Origin of the sequence: Micromonospora sp. NPDC048905, from assembly GCF_040649655.1 — a bacterium.
Classification (GTDB): Bacteria; Actinomycetota; Actinomycetes; order Mycobacteriales; family Micromonosporaceae; genus Micromonospora.
Window position 1 is genome coordinate 107,863 of the sequence record NZ_JBEZFV010000009.1, and the last position, 15,236, is coordinate 123,098.

Consider the following 15,236-nt stretch of genomic DNA (forward strand, 5'->3'; position numbering starts at 1 on the left):
TCACTCGTACGACTCGGGCTTGGCGGTCCGGCTCATCAGCGTGTCCACGGCGAGGCGCGGGTCCATCCCCTCGTGGCAGATCCGCTCGACGTGCTCGGTGATCGGCATCTCCACACCGTGCGCCCGGGCCAGGTCTCGGATCGCCAGGCAACTCTTCACACCCTCGGCGGTCTGCCGGGTGGCGGCCTGGGCCTGTTCCAGCGTCTCCCCGCGGCCCAGATGCTCACCGAAGGTGCGGTTGCGGGCCAGCGGGGACGAGCAGGAGGCGACCAGGTCACCCATGCCGGCGAGGCCGGCGAAGGTGATCGGGTCCGCGCCGAGTGCCACGCCCAACCGGGCCGTCTCGGCCAGCCCCCGGGTCATCAGCATGGCCCGGGTGTTGTCGCCGAAACCCATCGCGGTGGCGATGCCGTACGACAGGGCGATCACGTTCTTGACGGCACCGCCCAGCTCACAGCCGATCACGTCGTCGTTCGTGTAGGGGCGCAGGTAGGGCGTCCGGATCGACGACTGCACGAGCACGGTGCGGTGGCTGTTCGTCCCGGCGACAACCGTCGCGGCGGGTTGCTCGGCGGCGATCTCCGGAGCCAGGTTCGGGCCGGAGACCACGACCACCCGGTCGGCGGCGACCCCGGCGGTCTCCACGATGACCTCGCTCATCCGTTTGGTGGTGCCGAGTTCGATGCCCTTCATCAGCGACACCAGGGTCGAGTCGGGGTGCAGGTGACCGGCCCATTCGGCGAGGTTGCCGCGCAGGGTCTGCGACGGCACGGCCAGCACCACCACCTCGGCGCCGGTGATCGCCTCGGCCGCGTCGGCGGTGGCGGTGACCCGAGCCGGCAGCAGCACACCGGGCAGGTACTCCGGGTTGCGGCGCTCGGTGCGGATGCTCTCGGCGACCGGCGCGCGACGGGCCCACACGGTCACGTCCCGCCCCGCGTCCGCGAGGATCTTGGCGAACGCGGTGCCCCAGGAACCAGCACCGAGTACGGCGACGTGGCCGGTCACGCGACCGCTCCGGAGCGCGTCGGGGCGACCCCGGTGCCGGAGCTGACGCTTCGCCCGTTCACGCCGCCTCGCCCTGCTGCTCGCGCCCGCCGGAGGACCGGGCCGGTCGCTCCCACAGCGGCGGCGGGGTGCCGCCGCGGACCTCGCCGAGCATGTCCCGCAGCCGCAACATGATGGTGTCCGTCATCTCCTCGAGGGTGGCCCGGGTCGGCTGGGCATCCGCCCACCGGCTCAGGTCGATCGGTTCCCCGGCGACAACTGTCACCGGAATCCGGGGGCGCAGGTTGACGCGGCTGGTCCGGGGGTCGAAGAGCCGTTCCGGTCCCCACATCACCACCGGTACGACGGGAGCCCCGGTGGCCAGGGCCAGCCGAGCGGCACCGGTCTTGGCCCTCATCGGCCACAGCTCGGGCTGCCGGGTGGTGGTGCCCTCCGGGTAGATCACCACGGCGCCTCCCTGGTCGAGCGCGGCGACCAGGGAGTCCAGTGAGCGGACCGCGTCGACGCTGCCCCGCTCGACCGGGATCTGCCGGCACCGGTGCAGGATCCAGCCGACCACCGGCACCCGGAACACGCTGGCCTTGCCCAGGTACTGCGGCCAGCGCCCGGAGTCGTAGATGAAGTGCGCGGAGACCAGCGGGTCGGCGTGCGAGATGTGGTTCGCCACGATGATCATGCCGCCGTCGTGTCGAAGGTGCTCCTGGCCACGCCAGGTCCGCCGGGTCCACACGGTCATCACAGGCTTCACCAGCCCCACGGCGAACCGTTGCCAGAACCCCAGCCTCCGCCGTGCCACTCTGCCTCCTCGTCGCGCCCCAACCCGCCGCGAAACCCCGCCCGCGACACCCGCAGCGGAAATCATGCCTGCTCGCCCCCGGTACGGCCAGCGAGGGTCCCGCCGTCCCCCTGGCAGGATTGCGGGCGTGAGTCAGCCGAGGTGGGCCGTGGTGGTGCCGGTGAAGCATCTGGCGGCGGCCAAGAGCCGACTGCGGGGCGCTCTGCCGGACGTACCCCACGAGGAGCTGGCGCTGGCCCTGGCGGCCGACACGCTCCGCGCGGTGCTGGCCTGCCCGGCGGTCGCCGAGGCCCTGGTGGTGACCGACGACGACCGGGTGGCGGCGGCGGCGCGGTCCGCCGGCGCGCGGGTGCTGCCCGACGAGCCGGCCGCCGGACTGAACGCCGCGTTCCGGCACGGCGCGGCAGGAACGACCACCGGGTGGGTGGCCGGGCTCACGGCGGACCTGCCGGCGCTGCGCCCGGCCGAGCTGGCCGGCGCGCTGCTCGCGGCGCAGAACGGGCGAGAAGTGGTACGCCGTTTCGTGCCCGACGCGCCGGGCACCGGCACCGTGTTGCTCACCGCGCCGCCGGCGGTACCGCTGGACCCCCGCTTCGGGGTGGGCTCGGCGGCCGCGCACGCGGCGAGCGGGGCGCTGCCACTCAGCGGCGACTGGCCCAGCCTGCGCCGGGACGTGGACACCGCCGCGGACCTGACCGCCGCCGCCCGGCTCGGGCTGGGGCCGCGCACCGCCGCGCTGGTCACCGCCGCCCGTCCGGCCCGCTCGGCGGGCTGACCCGCCCGGTCCGCCCGCCGGGTGTACGGTGCCAGCATGCAAGGCACGGTGGCCAGCTACGACGCGGCGACGCGCAGCGGTGTCCTGCTGCTCGACGACGGCACCGAGATGCGTTTCCCCGCCCGGGCCTTCGACGCCTCCGGGCTGCGGCTGCTCCGGCTCGGCCAGCGGGTTCGCATCGACACCGATCCCGACGGAGAGGTCGTCCGGGTGACATTGCCGACGATGATCTGAGCCGGCGGGCCCAAGTTCATTTTGCGTTAACCGTAATCGGGTGATTATGAGCGGGTGAGCACCCCTCGCGAGCACCCGGCCAACCCGCCCGCCACCGACCTCCGCAACGGCTCCCGTACGCGCGGCACCGACGGCCGCTTCCGCCCGACCCGTGCCGAACGGGCCGGCGCCGCCCGCGCCGACACCCTCGCCGACGATCCCGGCGGCGCCTCCTCCGGGCTGGACGAGGTCCTCGACCCCGGGCCGACCGTCGAGGCGACCGGCCCGACCGGCGGCGGCGTCCACCAGGTCCTGCCCGACGACCTGCCGACCGGCGCCGGCGCCGGCGACGAGGACGAGGACGCCCCGCCGCCGACGCCGCTGCCGGAGGACCGGTTCCTCAACCGGGAGCTGTCCTGGCTCGACTTCAACGCCCGGGTGCTCACCCTGGCCGAGGACCAGCGCACCCCGCTGCTGGAACGGGCCAAGTTCCTGGCGATCTTCGCCAGCAACCTGGACGAGTTCTACATGGTGCGGATCGCCGGGCTGAAGCGGCGGCTCTCCGCCGGCCTGCCGGTACGCGGCGGGGACCGGCTGCCGCTGCGGACCCAGTTGGAGCTGATCGCCGAGCGCACCGGGGCACTGGGTGCCCGCCACGCCGCCTGCTTCGTCGACGACGTGCTGCCCAGGCTGGCCGACGAGGGCATCCGCATCCTGCGCTGGGCTGAGCTGGGCGACCCGGAGCGGGAACGCCTGCGCACCTACTTCCGGGAGCACATCTTCCCGGTGCTGACCCCGCTCGCGGTGGACCCGGCGCACCCGTTCCCGTACATCTCGGGGCGCTCGCTGAACCTGGCGGTGGCGGTTCGCGACCCCGATGGCGGTTCGGAGCTGTTCGCCCGGGTGAAGGTGCCCAACAACGTCCCCCGCTTCGTCCGCGTGGACCGGGACCAGCCGGGCGTGCGGATGCTGCCGGTGGAGGACCTGATCTCGGTGCACCTGGGCCAGCTGTTCAGCGGCATGCAGGTGGTCGAGTGCCACCTGTTCCGGGTCACCCGCAACGCCGAGGTGGAGGTCGACGAGGACCGCGACGAGGACCTGTTGCAGGCCCTGGAACGGGAACTGGCCCGGCGGCGGTTCGGCCCGCCGGTGCGCCTGGAGGTGGCCGCGTCCATCTCCGACCACGTGCTGGAGCTGCTCGTCCGCGAGTTGGACATGGACGACCAGGACGTCCTGCGGGTGCCCGGCCTGCTGGACCTGTCCGCGCTGTGGCAGGTCTACGGCGAGGCCGACCGGCCGGACCTCAAGGACCCACCGTTCGTGCCCTCCACCCACCCCCGGCTCGCCGAGGGCGAGGTGCCGCGCAGCGTCTTCGCCACCCTGCGCGACGGGGACATCCTGGTGCACCACCCGTACCACTCGTTCGCCACCAGCGTGCAGCGCTTCATCGAGCAGGCGGCCGCCGACCCGAACGTGCTGGCCATCAAACAGACCCTCTACCGCACCAGCGGCGACTCCCCGATCGTCGACGCGTTGGTCGACGCGGCCGCCGCCGGCAAGCAGGTGGTGGTGCTGGTGGAGGTGAAGGCCCGCTTCGACGAGGTGGCCAACATCGGCTGGGCCCGCACGCTGGAACGCGCCGGATGCCACGTGGTGTACGGCCTGGTCGGCCTGAAGACGCACTGCAAGACCGCGCTGGTGGTCCGCCAGGAGGGCAACCAGATCCGCCGTTACTGCCACATCGGCACCGGCAACTACCACCCGAAGACCGCCCGACTGTACGAGGACTTCGGCATGCTCACCGCCGACCCGGAGATCGGCGCGGACCTCACCGACCTGTTCAACGTCCTCACCGGCTACAGCCGGCAGACCGCGTACCGGCGGTTGCTGGTCGCCCCGCAGGGCATTCGCAGCGGGCTCATCGAGCGGATCGAGCGGGAGATCTCGCACGTTCGACTGGGCATGCCCGGCCTGGTCCAGTTCAAGGTCAACTCGCTGGTCGACGAGGGGATCACCGACGCGCTGTACCGGGCCTCCCAGGCCGGCGTCCACGTCGACCTGCTCATCCGGGGCATGTGCACGCTGCGTCCCGGGGTGCCCGGGCTGTCGGAGAACATCCGCGTCCGCTCGATCCTCGGCCGTTTCCTGGAGCACTCGCGGGTCTTCCGGTTCGGCAACAACGGCGAGGCCGAGTTCTGGATGGGTTCGGCCGACCTGATGCACCGCAACCTGGACCGTCGGGTGGAGGCGCTGGTGCAGGTGACCGACCCGATCGCCCGAGCCGAGCTGGATCACGTGCTGACGGCCGCGATGAGCCCCGATGTGGACGCGTTCGAGCTGGCCGGCGACGGCAGCTGGACCCGGCGGACCAGCGCCGACGACAACGCCCGGGCGCACCTGCAGGAACTGCTGTTGCGCCGCGTCGGTGGCACGGCCGGCTGACCGATCACCGCATAGGCTTGGCTGATGGTTGAGGAGGAGCAGAAGTACGAGGTGGACGACGCCTACGTGCTGCCGGATCTGGCCGCCACGGCCCCGGCCGGCGGTCGGGTCCGGGCACTGCCGGCGGTGACGCTTGTCGCCCGTTATCTCGACACCGTCGACCTGCGGCTGGCCCGCGCCGGCGCCTCACTGCGTCACCGCAAGGGCGACGAGCTGCCCTGGACGGTGAAGTTGCCGACCGGGACGCCGGGCGTCCGGCACGAGATCTCCCGCCCGGGGCCGAAGGGGCAGCCACCACCGGAGTTGGTGGAGCTAGTCACCGTCCTGCACCGAGGTGCGCCGCTGGCCCCGGTGACGGTGGTGCGGACGGTCCGGCACGCGTACGAGGTGTGCGACAAGGCCGGCACCGTGCTCGCCGAGGTGGTGGACGACCGGGTGACCGTGCTGGACGACTCCGGCGCCACCACCGACACGTTCCGCGAGCTGGAGGTGGAACGCAAGGCCGGCGACCGCGAGCTGCTCGACCGCATCGGGGCGGTGCTGCGGGAGGCGGGCGCCCAGGGCGGGTCGTTCACCCCGAAGCACGTACGGGCGCTGGGCGCGGCGGCGCAGGCCGATCCGGACCTGGTCACGCCGGCCGGGCTGACCGCCGAGGCGAGCGCGGGCGACGTGGTGACCGAAGCGGTCCGCAAGGAGATCCGCCGGCTGCTGGCGCACGACCCCCTGGTCCGGCTGCGCGCCCCGGCCGGCGGTGGGGACACCGCCGTGCACCAGATGCGGGTGGCCTGTCGACGCCTGCGCAGTGATCTGCGTACCTTCAAGCCACTCATCCGCAAGACCTGGTCCCGCCCGCTGCGCGACGAGCTGCGGTGGCTGGCCGGTGTCCTCGGCGCGGCCCGCGACGCCGAGGTGCTGCGCAAGCGGTTGCGGGACACCGCCAGCGCCGATCCGCTCAGCCCTCTCGACCAGGGCGCGGTGGACCGGCTGGACGAGGTGCTCGCCCAACGGCAGGGGCAGGCGCTCGCCGCCATCGACGAGGCGATGCGCTCCCCGCGCTACCTGGCCCTGGTGGACGCTCTGGTGCTGGCCGCCCGCGCGCCCCGACTCACCCGCGCGGCGGCTGCGCCCGCGGCGGAGGCGTTGCCCGCGCTGGTGGCCCGGCCCTGGCGGCGGCTGACCGGGCCGGACGGCGTCGACGGGCTCGACGCCCAGGCGCCGGACGAGCGCTGGCACGCCGTTCGCAAGGAGGGCAAACAGGCCCGGTACGCGGTGAACGCGGTGGCGACGACCGTCGGCAAGGGCGCGCGCCGGCTGTCCCGCGCCCTGGCCGGTGTGCAGGACGTGCTCGGCGAGCACCAGGATGCGGCCGTGGCGGCGGACACCTGGCTGGAGGTCGCCGCCGAGCGGCCGGACGACCACGAGCTGGCGGTCACCGCCGGGCGGCTGGCCGAGCGGGAACGCCTGTCGGTACGCCGGATGCGGGACCTCTTCCCGGCCGCCTGGCACCGGGCCACCCGACGGCGGCGGACCAGTTGGCTGCCGTGATCGGCATCCGGGCGGCGGGCGGGGTGGCCTGGCGGCCGACCCCCGAGGGCGTACGCGTCTGCGTGGTGCACCGCCCCCGCTACGGCGACTGGACGCTACCGAAGGGCAAGTTGGAGCCGGGTGAGCACGCGCTGGCCGCCGCCGTACGCGAGGTCGCCGAGGAGGCCGACGTCCGGGGCGTACCGCAGGTGCGGCTGCCGTCGGTGCGGTACCGCAGCGAGGGGCAGGACAAGCTCGTCGACTACTGGTCGATGCTCGCGGTGGCCCGCGGCGGTTTCCAACCGAACACCGAGGTGGACGACATTCGGTGGCTCGCGGTGGACGACGCGATCCAGTTGGTCAGCTACCCGCACGATGCCGAGGTGCTGGCGGCGTTCGCCGCGCTGCCGGCGGTCACCGCGACTGTCGCGCTGGTCCGGCACGCGCACGCCGGTAAGCGGGCCACCTGGTCCGGCCCGGACGTCGGCCGCCCCCTGGACGCCAAGGGGTGGGCGCAGGCGGCCGCGCTGGCCGATCTGGTGGCCCTGATCCGACCGGCCCGGCTGGTGTCGGCGTCACCGCGACGCTGCGTGCAGACACTGGATCCGGCCGCCGCGCTGCTCGACCTGCCGATCGAGATCTGCGGCGACCTGGACGAGCCACAGCCCGGCCAGCAGGCCGACGAGCAGATCCTCGCCACCGCCGCCAGGCTGCTGGAGTTGGCCACCGCCGGTGGGCAGGTGGCGGTGTGCAGCCAGGGCAAGGTGCTGCCGGGTGCCCTGCAACGGTTGACCGGCCGCACCGACGAGGACTTCAACACCCCCAAGGGCGGCGGTTGGCTGCTCGCCTTCGGCCGCGACCGGCTGCTCGCCGCCGACCGCCTCTAGTCCCCGCCACGCGGGCGCGCGGTCAGCGGGGTGGCAGGGTCAGGGTCACCGCCACCGGCAGGTGGTCGCTGGCTGTGCCGCGCGGTGCGACCGGGTCCGTCGCGGTGAGATCGGGCGAGACGAAGACGTGGTCGATCTGCTCGCGCGGATCGTCGGCGGGGCTCGTCGCCAGCGGTCGGGCCGACGCCAACGCGTCGACCAGACCGGCCGCCGTGAACTGCCCGAACGCCTCGTCGCCCGGCTCCGTGTTCAGGTCACCCGCCACCACCAGGGGCCGGCCGGCCGCGTACCCGGTGGCGAAGTCGGCGACCGCGCGGGCCTGGACCACCGGACCCCGCCCGGGTGGAGGTTGCAGGTGGGTGCTCACCACAGCGGTGCGGACGCCGTCACCGAGGTCAAGCGTGACGGCGAGCGCCTGCGCGCCGGTGGGCGCCCCGACGGCCGGCAGGGCGAGGGTCCGTGGATCGGTGACCGGCCAACGGCTGAGCACCGCGTCGCCCCAGACCGGGTCGGCGGCCGGCCCGAAGACGTACGACATGCCGAGCCGGTCGGCCAGCAGGTCCAGGGTGTCGTGCCCACCGTTGAGCAGCCAGGCCCGGTCCACCTCGCTGAGCAACACCACATCCGGTCGTTGTCCGTCGACGGCCTCGGTGAGCCCGGCCAGGTCCAACCGACCGTCCAGCCCGAAACCCATCCGGATGTTGTACGCCACCACGGTCAGGCGCTCCGGTGGACCCTCCCGGTTGCTGGCGACCGGCACCTCGTCGGCGAGCACCGGCGCCAGCAGGGCCAGCGCGGTGACCGCGCCAGCGGCCCGGAGCGGCGGAAACGGTCCGGGGGGCGGGTCGGCCACGAACCGGGCGGCGAACGCGACCACGGCGACCAGCAGGGCCACCAGCACGGGCACCGAGGCGTTGGGGTAGCCGAGGTCGTAGGCGGAGTAGTACCCGACGGCACCCAGCGCGAAGACGAGCATGCCGGCGGCGACCGCGTACCCCCGGCGAGCCGCCCACCGCCTGTCGACTCCCTTGTCGCCGGCACCGTCAGCCGGGGCGGCAGCAGCGAGACCGGCACCGTGCACGAGACCGGCGCTGTCCGCCGTACCGGCGGCGGGGTCGCTCGTCGGGAGGCTGGCGTCGTCGGTGCGGGCGAGGCAGGCGCCGAGCCCGACGGCGGCGAGGAGAATGGCGGGAAGGAGCAGGTCACCCTGGTCGAGGGCGAACAGCACGGCACCGAACACCACCGCCACCGGTCCGTACACTCGGCTCCACCGCTGCGGTCGGGTCAACGCGGTGCACAGGAAGGCCGCCACCGCCACCGGCACCGGCGCCATGCCGAACAGCGGCGAGCGCGCCACCTCACCGCCGACCTGCAGGTACGACATTCCGGTCTCGGCCAGCGCCGGGGAGAGCGCCACCATTCCGGCCAGCAGCAGCGCCGGTCCGGCCAGCAGCCAGGCCCGAACCCCACCAGCGCCCGCCCGGCTGCCGGACCGCGCCGCACCGTCCCCGCTGCCGGACCGCGCCGTACCGTCCCCGCTGCCGAACCGCGCCGCAACGTCCCCGTTGCCGGACCGCACCGCACCGAACAGGAACAGGGCCACCGCGACGGAGCTGAGCAGCCAGGCCACCCAGTCGCCCCGCCAGACCAGGTCGACGGTGTCCAGCACCGCGTGCAGGGCCGCGTTGACCGCGAACCCCAATGCCAGCCCCGGGACCGGGCGGTCGGTGTCGGCGGCGACGCCGACCAACCAGACGAGCCCGGCGAGCAGCCCGGCGGTGGCCAGCCAGAGCTGCGTACGCCCGCCGGGGGCGGCGGTGAGCGCGAGCCGGGCGACGGCGAGCGCGACGGCGGCGACGACCGTGACCGGGCGGGCGCCGACCCGGCGAACCACCGCGGGTGCGCCGAGCGCGAGCACGAACCAGCCGAGGGCGAACGCGCCCATCAGCTCGGCCGGGGTGGACGCCGCCTGACCGAAGATGGTGATGATGCCGGGCAGCCAGACGCGCAGCACGTCGATGAGGAGGATGACGCCCAGCGCGAGCGTCCCGGTGGTGACCTGGCGGTAGCGCACCGGCGCCCCATTTCGGTGTCGGCGGGGCCGGCGGAGGGGACCGGCACGGCGATTCTGCGTGAGCGCGCCGACCGGGTCAACGGCCCCCGTACGCCGAAAGGGCGTCCACCCGTGGGTGGACGCCCTTTCGGAGCTGGTCGGTCAGCGCTTGCTGGCCGCCTTCTTGGCCGGAGCCTTCTTCGCCGGCGCCTTCTTGGCCGCCGTGCTCTTGCTCGCCGTCGCGGTGGTCTTCTTCGCCGCGGTCGACTTGGTCGCCGCGGTGGTCTTCTTCGCCGCGGCGGTGGTCTTCTTGCTGGCGGCCGTCTTGGTCGCCGTGGTGGTCTTGCTCGCCTTGGCCGGGGCGGTCTTCTTGCTGGCGGCCGTCTTGGTCGCCGTGGTGGTCTTGCTCGCCTTGGCCGGGGCGGTCTTCTTGCTGGCGGCCGTCTTGGTCGCCGCGGTGGCCTTGGTGCCCGCCGCCTTGGTGCCTGTCGTCTTGGTGCCCGCCGCCTTGGTGCCGGCCGTCTTGGCCGTGGCGGTGGTGGTGGCGGCCTTCTTCGTCGCCACCGTGGCCTTCGGCACCTTGCCGCTGGCCACCATCTCCTTGAACCCGGCGCCGGGGCGGAAGGTCGGGACGGATGTCTTCTTGACCTTCACCGCCTCGCCGGTACGCGGGTTGCGCGCTGTTCGCGCACCACGCACACGCTTTTCGAACGCTCCGAATCCGGTGATCGCCACCTTCTCGCCCTTGGTGACCGCCGCCTGGACCTCGGTGAGGACCGCCTCTAGGGCGTTCGTCGCCGTCTTCCGGTCCCCCAGGCGAACGGCGAGCGCCTCGATGAGCTCGGCCTTGTTCACGACTTCCTCCCGATTGTGCAACTGACTCTTCGCGAGCCATTCTGCGCGCACGTTATGCCCTGTGCTGCCGGGACACAAACATTCGGTAGAAAAAAGCCCTTGTGTCGTAACGGATTCACCCCCACCGGTCGGACCGATGGGGGTGGAATCCGCTGTGCGGCCGGGCGTACGGCTATGCCACGGAGGGCAGGAACGGCAGTCGCCGGGCCTCGTACGAGTCGATGTCGGCGACGTTGCGGAGGGTGAGTCCAATGTCGTCGAGGCCTTCCAGCAGCCGCCAGCGGCTGAAGTCGTCAAGCGGGAACGACCAGTTGGCGTCCCCGGCGCGGAGCTGGCGGGCGGTGAGGTCGACGGTCACCGGGGTGGTCGGGTCCGACTCGATCAGGTCCCACAGCTCTTCGACGGCTTTCAATTCCAACTCGACCGGCAACAGACCTTCCTTGAGGGCGTTGCCGCGGAAGATGTCGCCGAAGCGCGGCGCCACCACCGCGCGGAAGCCCCAGTCCCGCAGGGCCCAGACGGCATGCTCCCGGGAGGAGCCGGTGCCGAACTCCGGGCCGGCGATCAGGATCGACGCGCCGGAATAGCGCTCATCGTTGAGAACGAATGTCGGATCTTCCCGCCACGCGCTGAACAACCCGTCGGCGAAGCCCGTTCGGGTCACCCGCTTGAGGTACACGGCAGGGATGATCTGATCGGTGTCCACGTTGGACCGCCGCAGCGGCACGGCCGTGCCGGTGTGGGTGGTGAACTTGTCCATCTCCTCGGTCCCTTCTACAGGTCGGCGGGGGCGGCCAGTCGGCCGGCCACGGCGGTGGCGGCGGCGACCGGCGGGGAGACCAGGTGGGTACGCCCACCCCGGCCCTGACGGCCCTCGAAGTTGCGGTTCGAGGTGGAGGCCGAGCGCTGGCCCGGCTTCAGCGTGTCGGGGTTCATGCCCAGGCACATGGAGCAGCCGGCGAACCGCCACTCGGCCCCGGCGTCCGCGAAGACCTTGTCCAGTCCCTCGGCCTCGGCGGCCTCCCGGACGGCTGCGGAACCGGGCACCACGAGCATCCGGACGCCGTCGGCGACCTGGTGGCCCCGCAGCACGTCGGCGGCGGCCCGCAGGTCCTCCAGGCGGCCGTTGGTGCAGGACCCCACGAAGACCACGTCGATGGGCAGCTCGCGCAGTGGGGTGCCGGGGCGCAGGTCCATGTATTCCAGGGCGCGGCGGGCTGCGGTGCGCTCCGAGTCGGTGAGGAAGTCCTCCGGGTCCGGCACCGGCGCGCTCAGCGGCGCCCCCTGCCCCGGGTTGGTGCCCCAGGTGACGAACGGGGTGATCCGGCTGGCGTCCAGGGTCACCTCGGCGTCGAAGCTCGCGCCCTCGTCGGTGGGCAGCGTCCGCCACCACGCCAGCGCCGCGTCCCAGTCCGCGCCCCGCGGCGCGTTCGGCCGACCCTTGAGGTACGCGAAGGTGGTCTCGTCCGGCGCGATCATGCCGGCCTTGGCGCCCCACTCGATGGACATGTTGGCGATGGTCATCCGCCCCTCCATGGAGAGGGCCTCGATCGCCTCGCCGCGGTACTCGACGATGTGCCCACGCCCGCCACCGGTACCGACCTGGGTGATCAGCGCGAGCACCAGGTCCTTGGCGGTGACGCCCGGGGCCAGCCGCCCGGTGACGTTCACGGCCATCGTCTTCGGCCGGCTCTGCGGCAGCGTCTGGGTGGCCAGCACGTGCTCCACCTCGCTGGTGCCGATGCCGAAGGCCAGCGCGCCGAACGCGCCGTGGGTGGCGGTGTGCGAGTCACCGCAGACGATCGTCATGCCCGGCTGGGTGACACCGAGCTGGGGGCCGATCACGTGCACGATGCCCTGGTTGTCGTCGCCGAGCGGGTGCAACCGCACCCCGAACTCGGCGCAGTTACGCCGCAACGTCTCGATCTGCGTACGCGACGTGGGGTCCTCGATGGTGAGCAGGTCACCACGGCGCAGGCGGAACGCCGGGTCGGCGTACCCGGTTGGGGTGTTGTGGTCCTCGGTCGCGAGGGTCAGGTCGGTACGACGCACCCGGCGACCGGCGAGCCGCAGCCCGTCGAACGCCTGCGGGCTGGTCACCTCGTGCAGCAGGTGCAGGTCGATGAAGAGCAGATCCGGCTCACCAGCGGCGGACCGTACGACGTGCGCGTCCCAGACCTTCTCGGCCAGGGTCCTCGGCTCAGGAGTGACTCCCACCATCTGGACATCCTAAATTCTGGGAGGTAAGTTTCGGCTTGTGGGACACAGTATGAGCGGTGTCGGCGTTCTCGACAAGGCGGTGGTCATCCTGGCCGCCTGCGTCGACGGCGCCAGCCTGGCCGAACTCGTTGATCGCACCAAGCTGCCCCGAGCCACCGCACATCGGCTGGCCCAGGCCCTGGAGATACACCGGATGCTGGTGCGGGACACCCAGGGCAGATGGCGCCCCGGCCCCCGCCTCGGCGAGCTGGCCAACGCCGCACCGGACGTTCTGCTGACCGCCGCCGAGCCGTTGCTGGCCGCGCTGCGCGACGCCACCGGCGAGAGCGCACAGCTCTACCTGCGCCGTGCCGACGAGCGGATCTGCGTGGCCGCGGCGGAGCGCGCCAGCGGCCTGCGGGACACCGTTCCGGTCGGCTCGGTGCTGCCGATGACGGCCGGCTCCGCGGCGCAGATCCTGCTCGCCTGGGAGCCGCCGGAGGCGGTGATGCCGCTACTGCCGCGCAGCAAGTTCACCGGCCGCACGCTCGCCGAGGTGCGCCGCCGTGGCTGGGCACAGAGCGTCGCCGAGCGGGAGGCCGGTGTGGCGAGCGTCTCCGCCCCGATCCGCGACCGCACCGGGAGGGTGATCGCCTCGGTGAGCATCTCCGGCCCGATCGAGCGCCTAGGCCGCCGCCCCGGCGAACGCCACGCCATGGCCGTAGTAAGAGCCGGCCAACGCCTATCCGGCCTCTAACCCCACCCCCCACCCCCCACCCCCTCCCCACCCCACCCGCGGTGATCAAGAAGTTTGCGTCACGACACGCCGGAGCCGGTGACGCAAAGCTCTTGATCACCGAGGCCTGGGGGGCGGGACAGGGTGGGTACGAGAAAGGCTCATCTCGCGGAGCGAGATGAGCCTTTGGTTGTAGCCCCGACCGGATTCGAACCGGCGCTACCGCCTTGAGAGGGCGGCGTCCTGGGCCACTAGACGACGGGGCCAGAACTTTTCCGTTCACCGCCCTCGCGGGCGGTACGGCTGTAGTCTAGCGGCACCGTCGCACCGGCATGATCGCGGGGTGCGGGGGCACAGCGGGCGGCGCGGAGAAACGAAACAGCCCGCCTCACCTGGTGAGACGGGCTGTGCACGATGTAGCCCCGACCGGATTCGAACCGGCGCTACCGCCTTGAGAGGGCGGCGTCCTGGGCCACTAGACGACGGGGCCAGAACTAACTCTTGCTCCCCCACCCTGACGGGCGGAGGAGCTGCACTCTACCGAAGACCACTCTCCGCCCCCGAAGGGACGGAGCCGAACTTCGTCAGAATCCAGCGTCTGGAACTCTCGCGAATTCCAGCAGCGCTGGGGTACCAGGACTCGAACCTAGACTAACTGAACCAGAATCAGTCGGGCTGCCAATTACCCCATACCCCATTGGCCCCTTGCGGTGCCGGGAGTGAACTTTACCCTCCCGGTGCCAGCAGGCCAAATCGGATCCCCCCGAAACGCGTGTGAGCTGCGAAAACGGGGGCATCCGACGGATCAGGCGACGGGGACCACCGGGTTGGTGAGCTCGCCGATGCCCTCGATCCGCACAGTGACCGTATCCCCCTCGACGAGCGGGCTAACCCCGGCCGGAGTGCCGGTGAGAACGACGTCGCCGGGCAACAGGGTCATCACGTGCGAGATGTACGACACCAGACCCACCACGTCGAAGACCATGTCCTTCGTGCGGCCGAGTTGGCGTACCTCCATCTCCTCCGGGTTGCGACCGACCTCACACCGGATCTCCACGTCGGAGACGTCCAGTCCGGTGGTGATCCAAGGGCCGATCGGGCAGAAGGAGTCGAAGCCCTTGGCCCGGGTCCACTGCCCGTCCGAACGCTGGAGGTCCCGAGCGGTGACGTCGTTGGCGCAGGTGTAGCCGAAGATGGCGCGTTCGGCGGCAGCCCGGTCGGCGCGACGCGCGCCGGGCGCCCCGATGACGACCGCCAACTCCGCCTCGTGCTCGACCTGCTTGGAGAAGATCGGCAGCCGGATGGCGTCCCGGGGGCCGATCACCGAGGTCGAGGGCTTGAGGAAGAGCAGCGGCTCCTTGGGCACGTCGTTGCCGAGTTCGGCGGCGTGGTCGGCGTAGTTGCGGCCGACGCAGACGACCTTGCTGGGCAGGATCGGCGAGAGCAGTCGGACGTCGGAGAGGGCCCAGCGGGCCCCACTGAAGGAGAGGTTGCCGAACGGGTGGCCCTCGATCTCGGCGATGGTCAGGCCCTGCGGCCCGGCCTCCGGTTCGCCTTCGACGGCTCCGAACGACATTCCCTTGGCATGGGCGAAACGAGCGATACGCACCCCGCCAATCTAGCCCCGCCACCCCCTCGACCGGCCAGGACCGGCCGTCGGGTGTGCGCAACCCGTCAGCGCGCGGCACCCTACCGGGGCTGAAGGTGACCGGGGTGGGGTTCGCGGCTTCGTACCCGCACGGAGGCAG

Annotated in this window: 13 protein-coding genes and 3 tRNA genes; 6 read left to right on the forward strand and 10 right to left on the reverse strand. The window is 72.4% G+C overall.

The window, feature by feature from the left end; all coding sequences use genetic code 11:
* Together AB0C01_RS23770 and AB0C01_RS23775 are read right to left on the reverse strand one after the other, a co-directional pair.
* Entirely contained in the window at window positions 1-1,008 is a 1,008-nt protein-coding gene (locus AB0C01_RS23770; protein ID WP_357250529.1) for an NAD(P)H-dependent glycerol-3-phosphate dehydrogenase, read from the reverse strand.
* Between the two features lie 58 nt (window positions 1,009-1,066).
* Window positions 1,067-1,804 (reverse strand): lysophospholipid acyltransferase family protein, encoded by a 738-nt coding sequence (locus AB0C01_RS23775; RefSeq protein ID WP_357572143.1) that lies wholly within the window; start codon window positions 1,802-1,804, stop codon window positions 1,067-1,069.
* A gap of 127 nt (window positions 1,805-1,931) precedes the next feature.
* Here AB0C01_RS23775 and cofC point away from each other — a divergent pair, with 127 nt between their 5' ends.
* Genes cofC through AB0C01_RS23800 form a run of 5 tightly spaced genes read left to right on the forward strand, consistent with a single transcriptional unit; the run spans window position 1,932 to window position 7,645 of the window.
* Window positions 1,932-2,579 (forward strand): 2-phospho-L-lactate guanylyltransferase, encoded by a 648-nt coding sequence (gene cofC, locus AB0C01_RS23780; protein WP_357250535.1) that lies wholly within the window; start codon window positions 1,932-1,934, stop codon window positions 2,577-2,579.
* A 36-nt stretch (window positions 2,580-2,615) separates the two neighbouring features.
* Window positions 2,616-2,813 (forward strand): hypothetical protein, encoded by a 198-nt coding sequence (locus tag AB0C01_RS23785; RefSeq protein ID WP_030335323.1) that lies wholly within the window; start codon window positions 2,616-2,618, stop codon window positions 2,811-2,813.
* Between the two features lie 54 nt (window positions 2,814-2,867).
* Window positions 2,868-5,234: an RNA degradosome polyphosphate kinase gene (locus AB0C01_RS23790; RefSeq protein ID WP_357572144.1), complete on the forward strand. Its 2,367-nt coding sequence runs from the start codon at window positions 2,868-2,870 to the stop codon at window positions 5,232-5,234.
* Between the two features lie 24 nt (window positions 5,235-5,258).
* A complete protein-coding gene (locus AB0C01_RS23795; RefSeq protein WP_357572145.1) occupies window positions 5,259-6,779 on the forward strand; it encodes a CYTH and CHAD domain-containing protein in 1,521 nt (506 codons plus the stop codon).
* Window positions 6,767-7,645 (forward strand): NUDIX hydrolase, encoded by an 879-nt coding sequence (locus AB0C01_RS23800; protein ID WP_357572146.1) that lies wholly within the window; start codon window positions 6,767-6,769, stop codon window positions 7,643-7,645. The genes AB0C01_RS23795 and AB0C01_RS23800 overlap by 13 nt, the downstream gene beginning before the upstream one ends.
* A 22-nt stretch (window positions 7,646-7,667) precedes the next feature.
* Here the strand turns inward: AB0C01_RS23800 and AB0C01_RS23805 are convergent, their stop codons facing one another.
* The 4 genes from AB0C01_RS23805 to leuC form a co-directional block, all read right to left on the reverse strand.
* Entirely contained in the window at window positions 7,668-9,719 is a 2,052-nt protein-coding gene (locus AB0C01_RS23805) for an endonuclease/exonuclease/phosphatase family protein (protein WP_357572147.1), read from the reverse strand.
* 141 nt (window positions 9,720-9,860) lie between these two features.
* Window positions 9,861-10,553, reverse strand: a complete 693-nt coding sequence (locus AB0C01_RS23810; RefSeq protein WP_357572148.1) for an HU family DNA-binding protein — start codon at window positions 10,551-10,553, stop codon at window positions 9,861-9,863.
* Window positions 10,554-10,725: 172 nt separating this feature from the next.
* Window positions 10,726-11,313, reverse strand: a complete 588-nt coding sequence (leuD, locus tag AB0C01_RS23815) for a 3-isopropylmalate dehydratase small subunit (protein WP_357250557.1) — start codon at window positions 11,311-11,313, stop codon at window positions 10,726-10,728.
* A 14-nt stretch (window positions 11,314-11,327) separates the two neighbouring features.
* Entirely contained in the window at window positions 11,328-12,773 is a 1,446-nt protein-coding gene (gene leuC, locus AB0C01_RS23820) for a 3-isopropylmalate dehydratase large subunit (protein ID WP_357250560.1), read from the reverse strand.
* A gap of 49 nt (window positions 12,774-12,822) precedes the next feature.
* On the opposite strand from leuC, the gene AB0C01_RS23825 reads away from it, so the two are divergent.
* Window positions 12,823-13,509 carry an IclR family transcriptional regulator gene (locus AB0C01_RS23825; RefSeq protein ID WP_110562481.1) on the forward strand — a complete coding sequence of 229 codons (687 nt, stop codon included), beginning with the start codon at window positions 12,823-12,825 and terminating at the stop codon, window positions 13,507-13,509.
* A gap of 172 nt (window positions 13,510-13,681) precedes the next feature.
* On the opposite strand, the gene AB0C01_RS23830 is transcribed toward AB0C01_RS23825, so the two are convergent.
* The 4 genes from AB0C01_RS23830 to AB0C01_RS23845 all read right to left on the reverse strand — a co-directional run bounded on the left by AB0C01_RS23830 (window position 13,682) and on the right by AB0C01_RS23845 (window position 15,097).
* A tRNA-Glu gene (locus tag AB0C01_RS23830) sits at window positions 13,682-13,754 on the reverse strand.
* 151 nt (window positions 13,755-13,905) lie between these two features.
* Window positions 13,906-13,978 (reverse strand) — tRNA-Glu (locus AB0C01_RS23835).
* A gap of 135 nt (window positions 13,979-14,113) precedes the next feature.
* A tRNA-Gln gene (locus tag AB0C01_RS23840) sits at window positions 14,114-14,185 on the reverse strand.
* Between the two features lie 108 nt (window positions 14,186-14,293).
* Window positions 14,294-15,097: a fumarylacetoacetate hydrolase family protein gene (locus tag AB0C01_RS23845; RefSeq protein WP_357250563.1), complete on the reverse strand. Its 804-nt coding sequence runs from the start codon at window positions 15,095-15,097 to the stop codon at window positions 14,294-14,296.
* Between the last annotated feature and the right edge of the window lie 139 nt (window positions 15,098-15,236).

Coding starts and splice junctions, on each gene's coding strand:
- AB0C01_RS23795 (WP_357572145.1), top strand. CDS start 5,259: ATGGTTGAGGAGGAGCAGAAGTACGAGGTGGACGACGCCTACGTGCTG.
- leuD (WP_357250557.1), bottom strand. CDS start 11,313: ATGGACAAGTTCACCACCCACACCGGCACGGCCGTGCCGCTGCGGCGG.
- AB0C01_RS23825 (WP_110562481.1), top strand. CDS start 12,823: ATGAGCGGTGTCGGCGTTCTCGACAAGGCGGTGGTCATCCTGGCCGCC.
- leuC (WP_357250560.1), bottom strand. CDS start 12,773: ATGGTGGGAGTCACTCCTGAGCCGAGGACCCTGGCCGAGAAGGTCTGG.
- AB0C01_RS23785 (WP_030335323.1), top strand. CDS start 2,616: ATGCAAGGCACGGTGGCCAGCTACGACGCGGCGACGCGCAGCGGTGTC.